Raw genomic sequence first — 20,061 nt, 5'->3', positions numbered from 1 at the left:
CAGACCCAAGTCGCGCCATCCCTGACCAGACCGTCGGCAAAGCTCCAAGCGTGCATTCCGCTTTTTCTACGAACGCTCCCCTCGCCCGCCCTCGGTCGATCCACCCTGATGTGAGACAACGCTCGCTTGCGGTGACTGGACGGTGGCAGGCGCAAAACGATTCGCCAGCAAAGCAACCGCTTGGTGCAAGCCAGATCTGGCATTAGCACGCCGCCACAGCCCGTTCCCGACGATTCGTAGCATCGGGCTTGTCCGCAATTGGATTGGGTGCGGCGCGTCTCACTCGTTGCCGCTGCGGCGATGCGACGCTGCGACGGGCTCAAGCAATGGCGTCGTATATAGTGTTGCGACGTTCTGCACGCGCGCGCAGGGATAATGCGCTGTCTTCCCGATGGCGATGCTCATGTCCCAACCCGTGCCCACCTTGCGCGCCTACGACACCATCAAGCCGCTGCTGTGGCTGGTGTCGCTGGCGATCTTCATGCAGATGCTGGATGCGACCATCGTCAATACGGCGCTGCCGTCGATGGCGCGCAGCCTGCACGAAAGCCCGCTGCAGATGCAGTCGGTGGTCTTCAGTTATGCACTGGCGGTGGCGATGTTCATCCCTGCATCGGGCTGGATTGCCGACCGCTTCGGCACCCGGCGCACCTTCCTGGCGGCGATCATCGTGTTCACGCTGGGCTCGCTGCTGTGCGCCGCCGCGCAGCAGCTGCCGCAGCTGGTGGCGGCGCGCGTGGTGCAAGGCATTGGCGGGGCGATGCTGCTGCCGGTGGGCCGGCTGGCAGTGCTCAAGACCGTGGCGCGCGCCGACTTCCTGCGCGCGATGAGTTTCATCGCGATTCCCGCATTGATCGGCCCACTCGTCGGCCCCACGCTGGGCGGCTGGCTGGTGGAAGTCGCCTCGTGGCACTGGGTGTTCCTGATCAACCTGCCGATCGGCGTGATCGGGTTCATCGCCGCGCTAAAGATCATGCCCGACCACTACGGCGATGCACGCCAGCGCTTCGATTTGATCGGCTATCTGATGCTGGCGTTCGGTATGGTGGCACTGTCGCTGGCGCTGGACGGCATCTCCGAGCTCGGCCTGCGCCATGCCTTTGTCATGCTGCTGGCCATCGGCGGGCTGGCCGCGTTGGCCGGTTACTGGCTGCATGCGGCCAGCACGCCGGCGGCGTTGTTTCCACTGGCCTTGTTCAAGGTGGCCAGTTATCGCATCGGCATCCTGGGCAACCTGTTTGCGCGGGTGGGCAGCGGCTCGATGCCGTTCCTGATTCCACTGTTGTTGCAGGTTGGCCTGGGCATGAGCCCGATGAATGCCGGGCTGATGATGGTGCCGGTGGCGCTGGCCGGCATGGCGGCCAAACGTGCTGCGGTGAAGCTGGTCGGTCGCTTCGGCTATCGCCGCGTATTGATGCTCAATACCGTGCTGGTGGGCCTGGCGATGGCGAGCTTCGCGCTGGTCGATGTCGGCCAGCCGCTATGGCTGCGGCTGGTGCAGCTGGCCTGCTTCGGCGCGGTGAACTCGCTGCAGTTCACCGTCATGAACACCGTGACCTTGCGCGACCTGGATCGTGAGCAGGCCAGCCCCGGCAACAGCCTGCTATCGATGGTGATGATGTTGGCCACCGGGTTCGGCGCGGCGGCAGCGGGCAGTCTGCTGGCCGCCTTCAACACACATCTGGGCGACAGCCACGGCGCCACTGCCGCATTGCATGCGACCTTCCTGTGCGTCGGTGGCATCACCTTGTCGTCGACGCTGATCTTCTGGCAGTTGGCCGAGACGCGGCCACATCCCAAGCAGGTGGAAGAAGTCGCCGAATGACGCGGCCGCTGCGCCATTGACCAGCGCCGCGCGCCAGCGCAGCGCCGTGTGCGATTTCAACTGCGGTGCACGGCTCTAGATTTGCTCGCGCGGGCGGCCGCGCCGCAATGCCTCGGCGATGGTGTCAGCCAGCATGTCGCCGGTGAGCGGCTTACGCAGGAAACTGTCGAACCCGGCTTCCTGCGCGGTGGGCTCTGCCTCTTCGTCCGAGCGTGCGGTCACCGCCACCAGCGGCATGTCGTAACCGAACACGCGCAGCTGCCGCGCCAGGGCGAAGCCGTCCAGCCCGGGTAGGTCCAGATCCAGCAAGGCCAGGTCGAAAGGGTTGTCGGCCGCTTCGGTCAGCGCGGCCAGCCCGTGCGGCGCATGCACCACCGAGTGCCCTTGCGAACGCAGCAGGCCAACGATGACCTCGGCGACGGTGGGGTCGTCTTCCACCAGCAGGATACGCTGCGGGGCGACCGTGCCGCCGGTGCGCGCCACCTCGCCACCGAGCGTGGCGTTGGAAGCGACCCAGCGCAGCGGCAGATCCACCACGAAGCGCGTGCCCGCGCCGAGCCGGCTGATCACTTCGATATGCCCGCCCATCGCCATCGCCAGTTCCTGGCAGATGGCCAGGCCCAGGCCGCTGCCGCCATAGCGCGAAGTGGTCTTGGCGCCGTCACCCTGTTCGAAGCGCTGGAACAGGCGCGCTTTCTGGTCGGCGTTGATGCCCGGGCCGGTATCGGCCACTTCGAAACGCAGCCCCTGATACGAGCCCAGCGTGGTCAGCTTGAGCCCGACCACGCCGCGCTCGGTGAACTTGATCGCATTGCTGAGCAGGTTGAGCAGAATCTGGCGAATGCGGGTGACATCGCCACTGGCGGTGATGTCGCCAAGCAGCCCTACTTCCAGGCTGAAACGCAGGCCACGCTCCTGCGCCAGGGGCGCCATCAGGCCTTCCACCTCGGCCACCAGCTGGCGTACCGAGAACGGCTCCAGATCCAGTTCCAGACGGCCGGATTCGATCCGCGCCAGGTCCAGCGCATCGTTGACCAGGCGCAGCAGATGCGCGCCGGCACGACGGATCGATTCGGTATAGCTGCGCTGCTTGTTGTCCAGCGAGGTCTTGAGCAACAGCTCGCTCATGCCCAGCACGCCGGTCATCGGGGTACGTACCTCGTGGCCGAGCGTGGCCAGAAAGCGCGTCTTGGCCAGCGACGCCTGCTCGGCCAGCTCCTGCTTGTGCACGGCCAGCTGCCAGGCGTTCAAACGCCGCAGGCGGCGGCGATACAGCAACACCGCCGCGGCGATGGCGCAGAGCGCGAGCACGCCCAGAAACACCAGTCCCCATGGCGACAACCACCAGGGCGGCAGCACCTGAAAACGTAGCGTCTGGCTGGCCGACCAGATGCCGTCGGCGGTGCGCCCCTGCACTTCCAGCGTGTAATGCCCCGCAGGCAGCCGCGAGAACTGCCGCTCGCCGCTGGGACCGACATCGATCCAGTCCGGATCGTAGCCACTCAACCGAAATCGGTAGCTGTTGGATTCGGAATCGGCCAGGCTGAGCAGGCGCGCGACGATATGCAGATCGCGGTCGCCATCCTGCATCGTCAGCGGCTCTTGCCCGGTGATATCCAGACCACGCTCCCCGCGCCGCAGGCCCACGCGTTCGATGATCAACGGCGGCCTGCGGGTGCTGGGGCGCATCGTGGCCGGGTCGAACACCACCACGCCGTCGGGCGATGCGGCGACGATGCGCCCGCTGCCGGCCTGCACCAGCGTGTTGATCTGCAACTGCTGGTTGGGCAGCCCATCGTGCACGCCGTACACCCGCACCAACCTGCTGCCGGGATCGATCCGGATCAGCCCGCGTTGACTGGACACCCACGCCACGCCCCTAGCGTCGACCACCAGGCCGTTGGGTGCCACCAACGGAAACTCCTGCTCCTTTCCGACCGTGTCCAGGTGCTTGAGCCGCTTTCCGTCCCACAGATACCGCCGGATCTCGCCGGCCAACCCGGTCCAGACCACGCCCCCCTCTCCCAGCCGGAACAGATAGGTCGGCAGGGACGGTGTACCGTCGACGGGGACAAATCGGTCGGCGGCGGGGTCCCAGCGCCGCAGGCCGGCGTTATTGCTCAGCCATATCTGACCATCCGGGCCGAGGCGTAGGTCCAGGATGGTCAACACCTCCAGTCCATGACTGCCATTGACGATGGTCCGCAGCAGTTGCCCCTCCTGGTTGCGGATTTGCAGGCCATATTCCAGCACTGTCACCCACAGGCGGCCCTGCGCGTCCTCAGCCATCCAGCCCGGACGGTCCGCCGCACCATCCGGATCAGGCTCGACGTCCTCACGTAGCTGCAAGCGTTTGACCTGCCCGCTCTGCGGGTCATACCGGACCAGTTTTCCTTCGACGCCGATCCAGACCAACCCGCGCCGGCTTTCGAGCATGGAGTCGGGCGGACGGGCATCGATTTGCGTCAGATGCGTCTGCAATTGGCCGGTCGCCGCATCGAGATAATCCAGCGCATGCCGCGAGCCAGCCAGCCAGACACCGCCCGCAGCCGAAGACGCCGTCGCCAGCACCGACGGATTGGTCAGCGACTGTGGATCAGCACCGTGGTGGGCCAGTACCGCAAAGGTGTCCCAATGCGGAGGCAGGTGCCACAGGCCACCTTCAAGCGCCGCAAACCACAGCCCGCCCTCCCGATCCTCGTAAGCGGTAATCCAGTTGCGCCTGACCAGGCCATGCGCCGACAGGCTGTAGACCGGCACGCTGCTGATGTCGGTTCCTGCGGTGGACAGGCCCAGGCCGCTCTCGGTGTCCAGCCAATAGCGCCCGCTGCGGTCGTGCAGCAACACTCCCATCACCCGCCGCTTGCTCACGGCCTTCTGCCACGGCTGGGGCCGCGCCTGGCCGTCGGCGTCCACGCGAAACGCATCGCCGACCACATCCGAGACCCATAAGGTGTTGCCGCTGCGCTCCATGTGCAGCCGGTTGACCGCCTGCGTTGTTCCGGGCAACGACACCCGCTGAAAATGCGCGCCGTCCCAGCGCGCGAGCCCGCCATGGGTCCCGATCCACAATGTTCCGTCGGGCGCGACCTCGAACCCGATCACGCTGTCGGACGGCAGGCTGGTCGGGTCGCTGGGCACGTTGGAAAAGCGCTGCATGCTGCCGTCGGGACGTCGCCGATACAGCCCGTGGGCCGCAGTACCAAGCCAGATATCGCCGTTCGGGGTGTAGGCCAGCGCCCACACCGTGATTTCGCGCAGCTCCGGAAACTGCGGGTTCTCCAGCCGCCTGAACGCGCGCGTCTTGGGCTCCAGAAAACCGGCTCCGCCGTTCTCGAATCCCATCCACACCCGATTGTCGCGATCGACGCAGATGGTCCAGATCGCGTTGCTGGTCAAGCCGTCTTCCATCCGCCAGATGCGGTAGTTGCGCCCATCGAATCTGGCCAGGCCGTCATCGCTGGCGATCCAGAGATAGCCCTGCTGATCTTCGGCCAGCTCACTGACGGTGTCCGAGGGCAGCCCGTCGGCGACCGTGACCTGGCTGGGCACCGGCGTGAGCAGCGCGCCCGTGGCCGCCCGCGCAGGTGGCACCGTGACGTACACACACAGCGACACCGCTGCGATCAACCAGTAGGAAAAACACGAAAAAAGGCGCACGGGACAGGTTTCACGACAAGTCGCCGCATAGTGCGGGCCGCACGCGGTGCGAGCAAGCCCGAGCGGGCTTGTCGCGTCGCTCGTCCGTTTTCACCTCCCGTCCCGAACCAGCGCATGCAGGGGGGCCTCGATCCGGTTCAACGCTGTTGCATCGGCGCCAGGCGGCAACCGTACGACCGGGCAAGCGATGACAGCTCAGCCGACGGCCGGGACGTCATGCGCAGCGGCGGCGTCGGCCAGCACACCTGCCAGTGCCTGTGCCAGCAACTCGCCGGTGACCGGCTTGCGCAGGAAGCCATTGCAGCCGGCGGCCATCGCCTGCGGTTCTGCGTCGGCATCGGCACGTGCGGTAACCGCGACGATCGGAAAGCGCACGCCGCGCGCGCGCAACTGCGCCACCAGCGCCGCACCGTCGATGCCCGGAAGGTCCAGATCGCACAGCCCCGCGTCGAAGCGGCGCGTACTCACCTCGGCCAACGCCGCCAGACCATGCAGGACATGGGTGACCTGATGGCCACGCGTCTGCAACAGGCCAACGATCACCTGCGCCACGGTCGGGTCGTCTTCGACCAGCAGCAACTGCAATGGCGCCTGTGCCTGCGGCGAGCTTGCCCGTGCAGGCGCAGGCACTGCGGGGAGCGCGCTCACCCAGCGCAGCGGCAGCTCCACCACAAAACACGCCCCTTGCCCCAGTTCGCTGCTGACCGTCACCGCACCGCCCATCGCCGCTGCCAGTTCGCGGCAGATCGCCAGGCCCAGGCCGCTGCCGCCATGCCGGGCCAGCGTCACGGCGCCTTCGGCCTGCTCGAAGCGCTGGAACAGGCGCCCGCGCTGTTCTGCACTCATGCCCGGGCCGGTGTCGCACACTTCGATCCGGATGCCTTGCCCGTGGCTTTGCGGCACCACCCCCACACGCAGGCTGACGCTGCCACGCTCGGTGAACTTGACCGCGTTGAACAACAGGTTGAGCAGGATCTGTTGCACCCGGCTGGCATCGCCATGCAATGCAGGCGGCAGCGCGTCATCCAGCTCGCAGGCGAAGGCCAGCCGCTTCTGCTCGGCGCTCGGGCGCACCAGCTCGGCCACCTGCCCGATCAGCTGACGCAGATCGAAGTCGCGGTAATCCAGCGGCAGCTTGCCGGCCTCGATCCGCGCCAGATCCAATGCATCGTTGACCAGCCGCAGCAGATGCTTGCCGGCCAGCTGGATCGCGCTGGCATAACCCTGCTGGCGTCCGTCCAAGGGCGTCTGCAGCAGCAACTCGCTCATGCCCAACACACCGGTCATCGGCGTTCGCACTTCGTGCCCCAGGGTCGCAAGAAAGCGTGTCTTGGCCAACGATGCCTGCTCGGCCAGCTCGCGTTTGTGCTGGGCCAGCTGCCACTGCGCGCGCATGCGCACACGGCGGCGGTAGGCTGCCGCAAGCAATGCGCCCAGCAGCAGCACAAGCAGGCAAATGAGCGCGATGCCTGCGTCACTGCGCCACCACGGTGGATTGACCGAGAACCGCAGCGAGCGCATCTGTGAGCGATTGCCCAGCGGATCCACCCCCTGCAGCGTGAGTTCGTAGCTACCGGCAGGCAAGCTGGCGAATTCCCGGATTCCCGCGTTGCCCGAGGTCTGCCATTCGGTGTCGAAGCCTTTCAAGAAACTGCGATAACGATTGGACAGCGGGTCGCTGTACGACAGCAGACGGCTGACGATCTGCAGCTGCCGATCTCCAGGGCCAAGCTGAAACGGGCGATCCATTGGCAGCGCGACGCGTGCACCATTGCGTAGCACACTGACATGTTCCAGCTGCAGTGCCGGAACAAACGGTGCGATATCGGGCATTGCGGTATCCAGCAGCACGGTGGAGCCATCGCTGGTCGCCCCGATCAGGCTATCGCCCGCCATCAGCAGACAATGCTGAATGAACTCCTGGCTGGTCAATCCATCGCGTGTACCGATATTGCGTAGGCGTGCCGGCGTCACCGAAGGGTCGATCCGCCATAGCCCGCGCAAGCTGGAAATCCAGACCCTGCCACGCGGGTCGATCCGCATTGCGGACGCATCGAACCCGGTCAGGCCATCCACCTGGCCCACCTGACGCACGCGCACCCAACGTGTTGCGGTTTTTTTCCATTGTTCTGCACCGACGGCCCGATACACCCACACCATCTCCGGCGATTGGCTGGCAAACGCCTGGATCTGCGTCCCTTCCAACCCTGGGACCGGCACGAACTGGTGTGACGCTTCGTCCCAGGCAAACATGCCGCCTTCGCCTGCAACCCAGACGCGCCCGTCCGGGCCCTGTTCCAGCTGCTGTACGGCGATATCGCGCAAACCGTGCAAGTCCTGCTGCGTGATGCGCTGCAAGACACGACCGCTACGCAGATCGCGCTGCTGCAGCATGTCAATGAAGGCCATCCACACCGTATCGCCATGCTCGATGATCCAGTCAGGCGCCGATAGCGCCGACGCCGGTTCGGGGCCATCGGACGGCCAGTGGATGAATTCACCGGTCCGCAGGTCCATGCGGGAAAGGCCAAAGCTCAAATTGCCTAGCCAGACACGTTGCAGGCGATCCTCCAGCGCCGACACCAACTCCATGTCCTTGAGTTGCGACGACTGCAACCCTGTCTGAAACGTGTCGCCAGTGCTTGGATCGACGCGCAACAAGCGACCTTCCGCATCGACTTGCCACAGACCACCGGAACGTGTGGCAGGGGCCAGGTTGCAATAGATGGCATCACCCGTCGGCACCGCGGGTTTGAGCACGGCAGTGCGCTTCCAGTCTGCCGGCAAGTACCCAAGGCCGGTGCCATGCATCGGAACCCATAGCCCGCCATCAGCGGCTCCAAGCAGGCCAATGACATTCCGGCGTGACAAAGCCCCCTCTCCGCTGAAGGCAGGGACCGGTGGACGCTCGCCGCGGGTCCGCCACAGACCGCGTCCGCTTCCCAACCAGAATTCGCCGTCCGGGGCAGCCACTGCACCCCAGAATTCGTTGCCGGTGCCGAACATCGTCCCCCAGGGAAGCGGCTGCCATCGATCGTCGGATCCCATGACGTGCAACCCCGACTCGCTGCCCAGCCACAGACGGTCGCCCGCCCATTGCAGACCGAAGATGGCAGACTGCCGGTTGGGCTCGTCCGGGACATAGACGCGATGCAGACGTTTTCCGTCGTAATACGCCAGTCCACTGGTGGTTCCGATCCACAGCCGCTGCCGGTTGTCTGCCGCAAGATTCATGACCATGGCCTGGTCAAGGTCGCCATCGAGCGTACCCAGATCCACCGACGACATCACGCCGGAAGTATCGAGGCGAATCAGCGCGCCGGTCGTGGTTCCGGCCCAGATATCGCCGTCGAACGCAGTGATGCTGTAGATCTCGCCGTCCTTCATCGACGGATAGTCAACCGCGCGGTAGTGCCGAAAATGGCCTCGTCCGGCATCCATGACGCTCAGCGTCTTGCCGCAGCCGATCCATATCCTGTCAAGCGCGTCGATGTGCAGCGCCTGGATCGCGTTGCAGGGCAACGATGTCGGGTCGGAAGGATCATGTCGCCAGGTCCTGAATCCTGCGCCGTCGTACCGCACCAAACCATCCAGGGTGCCAAGCCACAGATAGCCAGCGCGATCCTGGTGGATCGCAACCACCATGGTCGATGGGAGTCCGTCGCTGGGACCCACGATCCGGAAACGCGGAATCTCCGGAATCTTCGCCACACAGGGCATTGCGCCCAGCAGCAAGACCAACAAAACAGCAAGCGCACGCATGTGGGCATCCTTTCCACGTCCAGCCCGCATGCTCGCAACGGATCGTTGCGAGCGCAAGCCAAGCGCGGTGCAGCGGGATATGTCTAGAATCCGCCCATGACAACCCTCGCCCGCCTGTTGCTGCTTCCCGCCCTGGTCGTGACCAGCCTTGCCGCGACCGCCGCGCCGGTGCGTTACGCGCTGGATCCGGTGCACACGCGGGTGCTGTTCGCGGTCGAACATGCCGGCTTTTCCAAGGCGTTGGGCACCGTTTCCGGAACCAGCGGCACGCTGGTGTTCGACCCGGACGACTGGGCCTCGGCACGGCTGGACGTGACCGTGCCGCTGCACCGCACCGACCTGGGCGATGCCAAGTGGAACGAGGCCACCCTGGCACGCAACCTACTCGACGCCGAGCACTTTCCCGACGCGCATTTCGTCTCCACGCAGGTGGAAGCCAGCGGCGAGAACCACGCCAAGGTCACCGGCAACCTGACCCTGCACTGGGTCACCCGCCCGGTCACCCTGGACGTCACCCTCAATGCGCTCAAACGCCATCCATTGCCGCCGTTCCGCCGCACCGCCGGGTTTTCCGCCACTGCCACGCTGAGCCGTGCGGAGTTCGGCATCGACGCGTGGAAATCGATGATCGGCGATACGGTGGAACTGCGCATCGAAGCCGAAGCCGTGCGCGAAGGCCGCGCCGACGACGACACGCCGCAACCCCAAAACGCACCCGCCGCCCCTGACGCTGCGCCCAGCCCGGAATCCTGAGCATGACCCTGAAGAACATCGAACGCTGGGGCGGTGTCAGCCAGACCCTGCACTGGCTGATCGCACTGCTGATCCTGGTGCTGGGCATCGTCGGCCTGACCATGGGCGAATTGCCCAAGACACCGAAATACTTCTGGGTCTACACCGCGCACAAGTCGGTGGGCCTGACCGTGTTGGCACTGGTGATCGTCCGGCTGGGCTGGCGCCTCTATGCGGGCGCGCCGCCGCCGGTGGCCGGCACCCCACGCTGGCAGGAACGCATCGCCGGGCTGACCCACTGGCTGCTGTACGCGATGATCTTTGCGATGCCGCTGTCGGGCTGGTTGTACGACTCCACCAGCGGCCTGCGCCCGTTCCGCTGGTTTGGCCTGTTTGCCGTGCCCAAGCTCAGCCCGCCGGACGAACAATTGCGTGCGGTTGCGCACTTCATCCACGAGTGGGGCTTCTGGCTGTTGATTGCCGTGGTGCTGGCGCATGCCGGCGCTGCGCTCTACCACCACCTGTTCCAGCGTGACGCCACCTTGGTGCGGATGTTGCCGCGTGGCTGGCTCTCTTCCAAACCCTAAAGGATTCCCCATGTCGTCCAGGTTGTTCGCCTCTCCCCTGCTGGTCGCCGCCTCGCTGGTGGCCACGTTCGCCACCGCCCCGGTCCTCGCTGCCGACTACGTGCAGGCGCCCGGCTCGTCGCTGGTGTTTGCCAGCAAGTACGACGGCGAAGTGTTTACCGGCAAGTTCCCCGGTTTCGACACCACGCTGAGTTTCGACCCGGCCAATCTTGCCGGCGCCAAGCTCGATGTGCGCATCCCGCTGGCCAGTGCCCTCAGCGGCAACAACGACCGTGACTCGACCCTGCAGGGGCCGGACTTCTTCAATGTCGCCAAGTTCGCCACCGCGCGCTACCGCGCCGACAAGTTCCGTGCACTCGGCGGCAACCAGTACGCGGCCGACGGCACGCTGGAACTGCGCGGCGTCAGCAAGCCGGTCACGCTGACATTCACATGGACACCCGGCACGCAGCCGGTGCTGGCCGGCAAGGCGCTGGTCAAGCGCCTGGACTTCGGCGTCGGCGGCGGCGACTGGGCCGATACCAAGACTATTCCCAACGAAACCGCGATCAGCACCAAGGTCGTGTTCAAGGCGAAGTAACGCCACCGGCCGCAACCGGACGCGGCCATTGAACGGCGGACTACCTCGTCGGGTCCGCCGTTTTTTTGTGCCTGGCGGCCGGATGATACCGCGCGACAGCTAGACTCGGCATCCATCCCAGGGACGCCGCCGATGCGCACGCATGGAACCTTGACCCGCTGGAATACCGATCGCGGCTTCGGCTTCATCACGCCGGCGCAGCCGGGGGATGATTTGTTCGTGCACATTTCAGCGTTTCCACGCAGCGCGGACGCACCACGCATCGGCGAGCTGATTTCCTTCGAGATCGAACCGGGCAAGGATGGGCGACGGCAGGCAGTGCGCGTGATGCGCGGCGGCCAGCATGCAGCCGGACGTGGCGCACGCCGGCAGCATGCGGCAGCGCGATCACCATTGCCCCATCGCTCGCTCGGGCTGGGCAAGGTCATGTTGCTGCTGCTTGTGGCAGGTGCTGGCGGCTATGCATACCTCAATCGGGACGCACTGCTGCCAGCCCCTGCACCCACTGAAACTCCGTCTGCAGCTCCGGCGCGGGCGCCCGCAAACAGGACGCAGCCAGGCCGCGCAACGCTCCAGAGCTTACCCGCACGAACGGCAGCTGCAGCAGCAGGCACAACATCGGCCACACCCGCACCCACGCCGCACCACAGCTGCGGCGGCCGCAAACACTGCTCGCAGATGACCTCCTGCGACGATGCCACCTGGGTGTTGCGCAACTGCCCCGACACAACGATGGACGGCGACCACGATGGCGTGCCCTGCGAGCAGCAGTGGTGCCATTGAATCAATACGGCTGACACCTTGAACGGGCGGCCGACACGATTCGTTTGTTAGCCCCATCATGTTGGATGCAGTCAAAAGCCGAGGTTAAACGCTGAGTCGGTCGAAGGCGCGGTGCCCTCACCAGACAGATGCCGGTTGTGTTGTTGAAAACCATACACACCGACCAGCTCGACGGGTCCTTGTCCGCCCACCGTCACGGCAACTTACGCGGCATGGGTGCCGCGTAAGCGCCTACACGGACGTACTTGCGGCGTGTCCCGCGAGGGTGAGCGGGCAAGCGCCCTGCAGCCAAGCAGCAGGTCGGCCGCCTTACAGCGAAGGCCCAGATCATCTGCACCAGACCGGCACGAAGCCGTTTTCAGCCAGTCCAGATCCAAAATCTGGCGCGTACCGGAGGCGAACACGCCGCTTCATCGCGTGCCGGCATTCAACCACTCGCGCAACCGCCGGCTGTCGAATGGCCAATCCAGCTCGCGCCCGTGCGCATCGCCCACCACCGGCACGCGCTCCCCGTAAGCGGCCTCAAGCGCCGCATCGCCGTCGATGAAGACGCTGCCGAACTCGCCTGCGCGTGCCTGCGCCAGCACTTCCACGGCCTGGTCGCACAGGTGGCAATCGTCGCGCTGGTACAGGATCAAGGCCATCGGGAGCTCCCATGCTGCGCTGCAGCCGTGCTGCAAGCGCCGAGCGACTAGAATAGCCGCCTTTACGCTCACCTCTCCGGCAAGCATGGCTGTCAGCACGTTCGACCTGTTCAAGATCGGCATCGGTCCGAGTTCCTCCCACACCGTGGGGCCGATGCGCGCGGCCGAGCGCTTCGTGCATCGTTGGCTGCTGGATGCCGGCCGCCTGCAGGATGTGGTGCGCATCCGCGCCGAGGTCTTTGGCTCGCTGGCCCTGACCGGCCGCGGCCACGGCACCGACAAGGCCGTGCTGCTCGGCCTGGAAGGCCACCGCCCCAACCTGATCGACCCGGACATCATCCCGGCCACGCTGGAGCGCATCCGCACCAGCAAGCGCATCAGCCTGATGGGCCAGCACGTCGTCGCTTTCGACGAAAAGCGCGACCTGCCGATGAACAAGCGGCAGAAGCTGCCCTACCACACCAACGGCATGCGCTTCACCGCCTACGATGCCGATGAAGCGGTGATCGCCACGCGCGACTACTACTCGGTCGGTGGCGGCTTCGTGGTCAACCAGGACGATGCCGCCGACGACCGCATCGTGGCCGACGAAACGCCGCTGCCCTACCCCTTCCTCAGCGGCGACGAATTGCTCGCGCAATGCGCACGCAGCGGCCTGAGCATCGCCGCGCTGATGTTCGAAAACGAAAAGAGCTGGCGCAGTGAGGACGAGATTCGCGCAGGCTTGCGCGAGCTGTGGGCGGCAATGCAATCCTGTGTGGAGCGCGGTATCCGCCAGGAAGGCACGCTGCCGGGTGGCCTGAACGTCTCGCGGCGCGCACCGGCGTTGTACCGCGAGCTGTCGTCCAAACCGGAGGCGGCAATGCGCGATCCGCTGACCACACTGGACTGGGTCAATCTCTACGCACTGGCCGTCAACGAGGAAAACGCGGCCGGTGGTCGCGTGGTCACTGCACCCACCAATGGCGCGGCCGGCATCATTCCGGCGGTGCTGCATTACTTCGACCGCTTCTGCCCCGGCGCATCCGAGCAGCGTATCTTCGACTTCCTGCTCACCGCTGCGGCCATTGGCATCCTCTACAAGGAAAACGCCTCCATTTCCGGCGCCGAGGTCGGCTGCCAGGGCGAAGTGGGCGTGGCTTGTTCGATGGCCGCCGGCGGTCTGGTCGCCGCGCTGGGCGGCAATCCGGGGCAGATCGAAAACGCCGCGGAAATCGGCATGGAGCACAACCTGGGCCTGACCTGCGACCCGATCGGCGGCCTGGTGCAGATCCCCTGCATCGAACGCAATGCAATGGGCGCGGTCAAGGCGATCAACGCCAGCCGCATGGCCATGCGCGGCGACGGCAAGCACAAGGTGTCGCTGGACAAGGTCATCAAGACCATGCGCGACACCGGCCGCGACATGCAGGACAAGTACAAAGAAACCAGCCGCGGCGGCCTGGCGGTCAACGTTATCGAATGCTGAGCCGGGCGCGGCCCCGGGCCGCGCCATGTATTGCAGTCACTCTCCAGGCATCGCGAAACTGGGCAATGCGTCCAACGGCAGCGGCCGCCGATGCAGTCGCATGCCAGCGCTGTACGTCCCCACCACATGCCGCCATGTACCGTCTGACGCTGGATTCCGACGGAGATCGCGATGCGACAGCTTGCCTGCACTCTCGCCCTGGCCCTGGCCTGCGGCCCTCTGATGGCACAGGAAGCCAGCTACGGCCCGCGCCTGGAAGGCTTCGACTACCCCTATCCGGTCGAGACCTTTGCGTTCACCTCGCAACGGCAGCCGCTGGAAATGGCGTACCTGGATGTCGCGCCCACCGGCAAACCCAACGGGCACACCGCCGTGCTGCTGCATGGCAAGAACTTCTGCGCCGCCACCTGGGAACAGACCATTGCCGCGTTGAGTACCGCCGGCTACCGCGTCATTGCGCCTGACCAGGTGGGCTTCTGCAAATCCAGCAAGCCGGCCGCCTATCAGTTTTCCTTCGCGCAACTGGCCGACAACACCCAGGCGCTGCTGAAGAAGCTGGGTATCGAACGTGCGGTGGTGGTCGGCCATTCGATGGGCGGCATGCTCGCCATCCGTTACGCGCTGATGTATCCGCAGGCCACCGAGCACCTGGCCTTGGTCGACCCGATCGGCCTGGAAGACTGGAAGGCCGAAGGCATTCCGTGGCGCAGCGTCGATGCCTGGTACGACAACGAACTGAAGATCAGCTTCGAGCGCATCAAGAAGTATCAGATGGAGGTCTATTACGCCGGCCAGTGGAAGCCCGAGTTCGAGCGCTGGGCCCGCATGCAGGCCGGCATGTCGCTGGGCAACGGCAGGCAGGCAGTTGCCTGGAACCAGGCGCTGACCTACGACATGGTGTTCAACCAACCGGTGGTCTACGAACTACCCAAACTCAGCGTGCCGACCACGCTGTTCATTGGCCTCAAGGACCGCACCGCGATCGGCAAGGACACCGCACCGCCCGAGGTCAAGGCGCGTGTCGGCGATTACACCAAGCTGGGCAAGCATGCGGCCGCGGCGATTCCGAACGCGAAGCTCGTCGAGTTCGCCGACCTCGGACATTCTCCCCAGGTGCAGGACCCGACACGGTTCAATGCCGCATTACTGAAGGCGATTGCGCCGTAAGCAATGCCAGCGGCGGTGCGATTGGCATGACCAACGCAGCCCAGGAAGCTGCAGCTTGCGCAAGGGCGAGCTGCAGCTGAGCCGTTTGCAAGGTGCAGAACACCCGGCAGGCCATCAACACGCGGGCGATCCAATCGACAGCGCGCGCACCCACAGCCGCGCTCAAAGAGCGCCGGCGCCTCTCCATGTCCTTAACCGGCTACCCAGCCACAATCCGCAACACATCATCCAGCAACGCCGCCGCCGTGACCTCGGCACCCGCGCCCGGCCCCTGGATCAGCAATGGCTGCTGGCGATAGCGATCGCTGCTGATGGCGACACGGTTATCGGTGCCGGCGCCGCCGGCCAGCGGGTGATCCAGCGCCAACTCGCGCAAGCCGACGCTGGCACCATGTGCGTCCACACGGCCGACGAAGCGCAGGCAACGCCCCGCGGCACGTGCCTGCTGCCAGCGCGCGCCGACCACCGCATCCAGCGCGCCCAGTTGCGCATCCAAGGCGTCAAGCGGCAACCGCGCAATGCTTGCGGGCACCAGCGATTCCACATGCACCTGTTCGGCTTCCAGCTGCCAGCCCGCCGCGCGCGCCAGGATCAGCAACTTGCGCCGCACGTCCTCGCCCGACAGATCGATGCGCGGATCCGGCTCGGTATAGCCAGCCGCCATCGCCTCACGCACGCAATCGGAAAATGCGCCGGTACCGTCGTAGCGATGAAACAGCCACGCCAGCGATCCGGACAACACCCCTTCGATCGAATGGATATGGTCGCCACCTGCCACCAGTGCGCGCACGCTGCTCAGCACCGGCAGCCCCGCCCCCACGGTGGCGCTGTCGCCGTAGTGCGCACCGCTGGCGTGACGCGCCGCGTGCACGGCCTGCGCGCGCGACAACGCGGTGCCCTGGCCTAGCTTGTTGGCAGTGACCACGTGTACGCCACGCAGCAGCCATTCCGCATGCCAGTCGGCAACGACCTCGCTGGCGGTCGCATCCACCAGCACATCGCCGGCACGCAAGGCCGTGGTTTCCGCCCACGGCTGCAGCACGGCCTGGCCCCGCGGCGCGGCATTGGCCTGGTGCAGGGCCTGTGCGGCGCTGGTGCCGCAATCGTGGGCAATACGCGAGTTGGCCAACCAGTCAAAGCGCGGCAACTGCAGCTGGCGCTCCTGCAGCGCGGTGTAGCGCGCCACGAACGCGCGCCCCACCGTCCCGGTGCCCAGCAAGGCCAGCCGTGGTGTCGGCGTCACCGCTGCCGCCGAAGCGCGGCGCGAAACAGGCAGCACGGTGCTCACGCGTCGACCTGTTTGCGGCTTGCGCTGGTCAGCGTCGCTTCGGCACGCGCCAGGCCGGCGCGCAGATCGATCAACAGGTCTTCTGCCGATTCGATACCGATCGACAGCCGCAGCAGGCCATCGGAAATCCCGGCGGCAGCGCGGGCTTCGGCGGTCATCGCCGCATGCGTCATCGAGGCCGGATGCGCGATCAGGCTTTCCACACCGCCCAGCGACTCGGCCAGGGTGAAATAACGCAGACCATCGACAAACGCGCGCACCGCAGCCTCGCCACCGTCGAGCTCGAAACTCATCATCGCGCCAAAGCCCTTCTGCTGGCGCGCAGCCAGTGCATGACCCGGGTGCGACGCCAGGCCGGGAAAATACACCTGGTTGACCACCGCATGCCCGTCCAGCAGCTCGGCGATGGCGTCGGCGTTTTCCTGATGCACGCGCAGGCGCGCATCCAGCGTGCGCAGACCGCGCAAGGTGAGGAAGGCATCGAACGGCGAACCGGTCAGGCCCAGCGCATTGGCCCACCACACCAGCTGCTGATGCAGTTCGGCATCGCGCGCGACCACCGCACCGCCCACCACATCGCTGTGGCCGTTGATGTACTTGGTGGTGGAGTGCAGCACCAGGTCCGCCCCGAACTCCAGCGGCTTCTGCAGCGCCGGCGACAGGAAGGTGTTGTCCACCACGGTCAACGCGCCAGCCTTCTTCGCCGCCTCGATGACAAAGCGCAGATCGGTGATGCGCAACAGCGGGTTGGACGGGGTTTCGATCAGCACCAGCTTGGGCGACTGCGCCAAAGCATCGGCCAGCGAACGCGGGTCGGTGAGGTCGGCGGTGATCAACGCGAAGTGGCCCTTCTTGGCCAGCGCGTTAAACAGGCGCCAGCTGCCGCCGTAGGCATCGTGCGGCACCACCAGGGTGTCGCCCGGCTGCAGCAACGCATTGAGCACCAGGTTGATCGCGCCCATGCCGGTGGAGGTGATCACCCCGCCCGCACCGCCTTCCAGCTCGGCCAGCGCTTCGCCGAGCAGATCGCGGGTCGGGTTGCCGCTGCGCGTGTAGTCGTACTGGCGCTTGTTGCCGAAACCATCGAAGGAGAAGTTGGACGACAGCACGATCGGCGGCGTCACCGCACCATAGGCAGTGTCGCGATCGATACCGGCGCGGACGGCGGCGGTGGCGGCGGTACAGGGGGCGTCGGCGGGGTCACGAAAGCTCATGCGGTTTCTCCGGTGATGCGAAGGGCAGTGGCGAGGATCGCGTCGATGCGATCGATTTCTTTCAGGAAGGCGTCGTGGCCATACGGCGAGCGCAGCACGCGCAGACTGCCGCGCGGCCCCAACCCTTCGACCAGGCTGACCAGGTCGGCCAGCGGCACCAGGCGATCGCCCTCCACCGCAACGACGACGGTGGGCACGCGCACCTGGGCCGGGTCGATGCGGTGCAGGTCGATGGATTCGGACAGCCGCAAGTAGGCGGTCACCGGCGTGCGCGCGACGTACTGCGCGCCGGCGGCATCCAGGTAGTCTTCGGCGGCCACGCGCACGCGGCCATTGATCACTTCCGGCGGCGCGTCGAAGCGCTCGCTGAATTCTTCCGGGGTGCGGTAGCTGAGCATGGCGAACTGCCGTGCCAGCGCCAGCCCATGGTTTTCGGCACATTGCAGCTGGCCCAGCGCCACCGCGCGGCGCTGCAGTGCACGCCAGGCGGCGGCATAGGGATGGGCGCGATGCGCGCCACTGACCGCAACCAAGGTACCGACACGAGCGGCATGGCGGGTCGCGAACTGCAAACCGACCAGCGCGCCGTACGAGTAGCCGACAAAGCCATGCAAACGCGCGATACCCAGCGCATCCAGCAGGGCGGCGATCGCATCGGCCTGGTCGGCGGTATCGATCGGCGCATCCAGCGTGCCGTCGGCACCGAGAAAGTCGAACGCCAGCAGGCGGCGCGATGCCGGATCCAGCGCGCGGCCGGCGCCCACCAGGCCATCCACCCAGCCCTTCTCGGGGAACAGGTCGCTGGCGGCCAGATGGCGATGCGCGGAAATCCCGCCGGCCACGAACACCACCGGCGCATTGGCGGCGCCGATCAGTTCATAGCGCAGCCGCAGCTCGCGCATGCCGGCATGGCGCATCGGCAAGGCAATGACACGCTCGCCGCGTACGGCAATCAAGCCGTCATCGGTGGTGGCGGGTGTCTCGGCGTAATCGGTCGGTGATGGCGATGCTGTATTCACGAGGCTCATGGCGATATCCGGGGTGGATCGGCCATCGAGCTTCGCGGGAGCTCGCGTTCGACGTGCGCAAGGCACGATTCGAACCATCTTTCGGCGGACGCGGAGGTCCCCGCAGGATTTGGCACCAAACGCGGGCGCTTACGCGCTCCGCTGGCTGCCCCGGCATCAAAGGGCCTGTCCCTCCGCCGGTCTCGATGGTGAAGCCAAGATGCCACCACTTTTTTGCGGTGTCAATCTCTTCATGCGGATGGAAAGATATATTTTCATCCGATACCACTGCGACCTGTGATGGACCGCATACTTGAGGCTCCTTCGTTCGAGCCGATCGCGTGCCCGACCACGTGTCTCGCAGCGCCCTGCCCGCCCTCGCCCGGCCTTTCTTGCTCGCGGTTCTGGCGTGTGCCGCACCCGCCAACGCGCAGCAACGCTGGCATTGGCCCGGTGCCGCAAACACGGCTGCGAGCTCGCCATCAGTCGCAGCGGCACAGACGGCGCCCGCATCGCCCGGCACCGGCCCCTCATTGCAACTGGAATGGCAGGCGCCGGCCTACCTGGCCTGGGTCAGCAACCCGCTGGGCGGGCCCGCACAGGTGCAACTGAGCGCACCGCCCAGCGAGGATTACCGCGCCGTGCCGCAGTTGCCGCTGACGGTGCAACTGGCTGCGCACGAGCGACGCCTGCTCGCCCGGCTGTATCCGGTCAGTAACCAGCGCAGCCTGGGTGGGCTTGGACTCAAGCTCGACCTGGTGCCCGGCGATCCGCAGGCCCGCCCGCAGCAGCAAGTGCGCTACCAGCTCCCGTTCCGCGATGCGCCGATCCAAGTGGACCAGGGCTTTGGCGGGACCTTCAGCGATACCGATACGCCCAACTGGTACGCGGTGGACTTCGCGCTGCCGCAGGGCACGCCGGTGCTGGCGGCGCGCGCGGGCACGGTCATGGAGGTGCGGCGCGATGTGAGCGAAGGCGGCCCGCATGACCAGGCCGCCGGCGCCGGCAACCTGGTGCGGGTGCTGCACACCGACGGCAGCATGGCCATCTATGCCCACCTGGCGCCCGATGGCGTGGCAGTACGCCCGGGCCAGGTGGTGCGTATCGGCGAGCGCCTGGGCACCTCGGGCAGTACCGGCTTCAGCACGGCCCCGCACCTGCATTTTTCGCTCCAGCGCAACGCGGACATGCGCCTGATCTCGTTGCCATTCCGGATGCTGGGCCCGCAGGGCGAGTTGCAGTTCCCCTCGCCGGCACCGTAAGTGGCGGCACCCGGGAGCGCCAACCTGCCGCCCGGAGAGCCCCTGACCGGCGCTACAGAGGCCGGCTGCGGCGAAGCCGCTA

14 protein-coding genes and 1 riboswitch are annotated in these 20,061 nt (G+C 66.2%); of the genes, 8 read left to right on the top strand and 6 right to left on the bottom strand.

From position 1 onward, the window contains the following. The first annotated feature begins 403 nt into the window (after positions 1-403). The gene (mdtD, locus tag ABQ137_RS11980) at positions 404-1,825 is read left to right on the top strand and encodes a multidrug transporter subunit MdtD (RefSeq protein ID WP_102580883.1); all 1,422 of its coding nucleotides are present in this window, start codon (positions 404-406) and stop codon (positions 1,823-1,825) included. 75 nt (positions 1,826-1,900) lie between these two features. Here mdtD and ABQ137_RS11975 read toward each other — a convergent pair whose 3' ends face one another. Next, complete coding sequence (locus ABQ137_RS11975; protein ID WP_503021219.1) at positions 1,901-5,437, bottom strand: hybrid sensor histidine kinase/response regulator; 3,537 nt, start codon at positions 5,435-5,437, stop codon at positions 1,901-1,903. A 243-nt stretch (positions 5,438-5,680) separates the two neighbouring features. After that, positions 5,681-9,247: a hybrid sensor histidine kinase/response regulator gene (locus tag ABQ137_RS11970; protein ID WP_349782615.1), complete on the bottom strand. Its 3,567-nt coding sequence runs from the start codon at positions 9,245-9,247 to the stop codon at positions 5,681-5,683. Positions 9,248-9,343: 96 nt separating this feature from the next. On the opposite strand from ABQ137_RS11970, the gene ABQ137_RS11965 reads away from it, so the two are divergent. From ABQ137_RS11965 to ABQ137_RS11950, 4 genes are all read left to right on the top strand, one after another. Then, complete coding sequence (locus ABQ137_RS11965; RefSeq protein WP_349782613.1) at positions 9,344-10,000, top strand: YceI family protein; 657 nt, start codon at positions 9,344-9,346, stop codon at positions 9,998-10,000. Between the two features lie 2 nt (positions 10,001-10,002). Then, positions 10,003-10,566 (top strand): cytochrome b, encoded by a 564-nt coding sequence (locus tag ABQ137_RS11960; protein ID WP_054591487.1) that lies wholly within the window; start codon positions 10,003-10,005, stop codon positions 10,564-10,566. Positions 10,567-10,576: 10 nt separating this feature from the next. Beyond that, a complete protein-coding gene (locus ABQ137_RS11955) occupies positions 10,577-11,146 on the top strand; it encodes a YceI family protein (protein WP_349782610.1) in 570 nt (189 codons plus the stop codon). Between the two features lie 150 nt (positions 11,147-11,296). After that, positions 11,297-11,929 (top strand): cold shock domain-containing protein, encoded by a 633-nt coding sequence (locus ABQ137_RS11950; protein WP_349782608.1) that lies wholly within the window; start codon positions 11,297-11,299, stop codon positions 11,927-11,929. Positions 11,930-12,339: 410 nt separating this feature from the next. Here ABQ137_RS11950 and ABQ137_RS11945 read toward each other — a convergent pair whose 3' ends face one another. Continuing rightward, complete coding sequence (locus tag ABQ137_RS11945) at positions 12,340-12,573, bottom strand: glutaredoxin family protein (protein ID WP_024939239.1); 234 nt, start codon at positions 12,571-12,573, stop codon at positions 12,340-12,342. 85 nt (positions 12,574-12,658) lie between these two features. Between ABQ137_RS11945 and ABQ137_RS11940 the strand changes: the two genes are divergently transcribed. Together ABQ137_RS11940 and ABQ137_RS11935 are read left to right on the top strand one after the other, a co-directional pair. After that, the gene (locus ABQ137_RS11940; protein ID WP_047126978.1) at positions 12,659-14,041 is read left to right on the top strand and encodes an L-serine ammonia-lyase; all 1,383 of its coding nucleotides are present in this window, start codon (positions 12,659-12,661) and stop codon (positions 14,039-14,041) included. A 171-nt stretch (positions 14,042-14,212) separates the two neighbouring features. Next, positions 14,213-15,208, top strand: coding sequence for an alpha/beta fold hydrolase (locus ABQ137_RS11935; protein ID WP_349782606.1), 996 nt, complete (start codon positions 14,213-14,215; stop codon positions 15,206-15,208). A 199-nt stretch (positions 15,209-15,407) separates the two neighbouring features. Here the strand turns inward: ABQ137_RS11935 and ABQ137_RS11930 are convergent, their stop codons facing one another. From ABQ137_RS11930 to metX, 3 genes are read right to left on the bottom strand one after another with little or no spacing between them, the layout of a single operon-like run. Then, positions 15,408-16,496, bottom strand: coding sequence for a homoserine dehydrogenase family protein (locus ABQ137_RS11930; protein WP_167709316.1), 1,089 nt, complete (start codon positions 16,494-16,496; stop codon positions 15,408-15,410). Next, a complete protein-coding gene (locus ABQ137_RS11925; RefSeq protein WP_039519681.1) occupies positions 16,493-17,710 on the bottom strand; it encodes an O-succinylhomoserine (thiol)-lyase in 1,218 nt (405 codons plus the stop codon). The genes ABQ137_RS11930 and ABQ137_RS11925 overlap by 4 nt, the downstream gene beginning before the upstream one ends. Continuing rightward, the gene (metX, locus tag ABQ137_RS11920; protein ID WP_046343729.1) at positions 17,707-18,738 is read right to left on the bottom strand and encodes a homoserine O-succinyltransferase MetX; all 1,032 of its coding nucleotides are present in this window, start codon (positions 18,736-18,738) and stop codon (positions 17,707-17,709) included. The genes ABQ137_RS11925 and metX overlap by 4 nt, the downstream gene beginning before the upstream one ends. A 71-nt stretch (positions 18,739-18,809) precedes the next feature. Beyond that, positions 18,810-18,930: riboswitch (SAM riboswitch) on the bottom strand. 128 nt (positions 18,931-19,058) lie between these two features. On the opposite strand from metX, the gene ABQ137_RS11915 reads away from it, so the two are divergent. Beyond that, positions 19,059-19,979, top strand: coding sequence for a M23 family metallopeptidase (locus ABQ137_RS11915; protein WP_349782603.1), 921 nt, complete (start codon positions 19,059-19,061; stop codon positions 19,977-19,979). Positions 19,980-20,061 lie beyond the last annotated feature (82 nt).

It is taken from the genome of Xanthomonas sp. WHRI 8393, from assembly GCF_040203315.1.
Taxonomy (GTDB): domain Bacteria; phylum Pseudomonadota; class Gammaproteobacteria; order Xanthomonadales; family Xanthomonadaceae; genus Xanthomonas; species Xanthomonas arboricola.
Note: the sequence above shows the minus strand (reverse complement) of the source record. Positions and strands in the feature narration are given on the sequence as shown.

Bases quoted from the DNA above. Each gene is read 5' to 3' on its own strand.
- mdtD (WP_102580883.1), top strand. From the start codon at position 404: ATGTCCCAACCCGTGCCCACCTTGCGCGCCTACGACACCATCAAGCCG.
- ABQ137_RS11970 (WP_349782615.1), bottom strand. From the start codon at position 9,247: ATGCGTGCGCTTGCTGTTTTGTTGGTCTTGCTGCTGGGCGCAATGCCC.
- ABQ137_RS11965 (WP_349782613.1), top strand. From the start codon at position 9,344: ATGACAACCCTCGCCCGCCTGTTGCTGCTTCCCGCCCTGGTCGTGACC.
- ABQ137_RS11960 (WP_054591487.1), top strand. From the start codon at position 10,003: ATGACCCTGAAGAACATCGAACGCTGGGGCGGTGTCAGCCAGACCCTG.
- ABQ137_RS11955 (WP_349782610.1), top strand. From the start codon at position 10,577: ATGTCGTCCAGGTTGTTCGCCTCTCCCCTGCTGGTCGCCGCCTCGCTG.
- ABQ137_RS11945 (WP_024939239.1), bottom strand. From the start codon at position 12,573: ATGGCCTTGATCCTGTACCAGCGCGACGATTGCCACCTGTGCGACCAG.
- ABQ137_RS11940 (WP_047126978.1), top strand. From the start codon at position 12,659: ATGGCTGTCAGCACGTTCGACCTGTTCAAGATCGGCATCGGTCCGAGT.
- ABQ137_RS11935 (WP_349782606.1), top strand. From the start codon at position 14,213: ATGCGACAGCTTGCCTGCACTCTCGCCCTGGCCCTGGCCTGCGGCCCT.
- ABQ137_RS11925 (WP_039519681.1), bottom strand. From the start codon at position 17,710: ATGAGCTTTCGTGACCCCGCCGACGCCCCCTGTACCGCCGCCACCGCC.
- metX (WP_046343729.1), bottom strand. From the start codon at position 18,738: ATGAGCCTCGTGAATACAGCATCGCCATCACCGACCGATTACGCCGAG.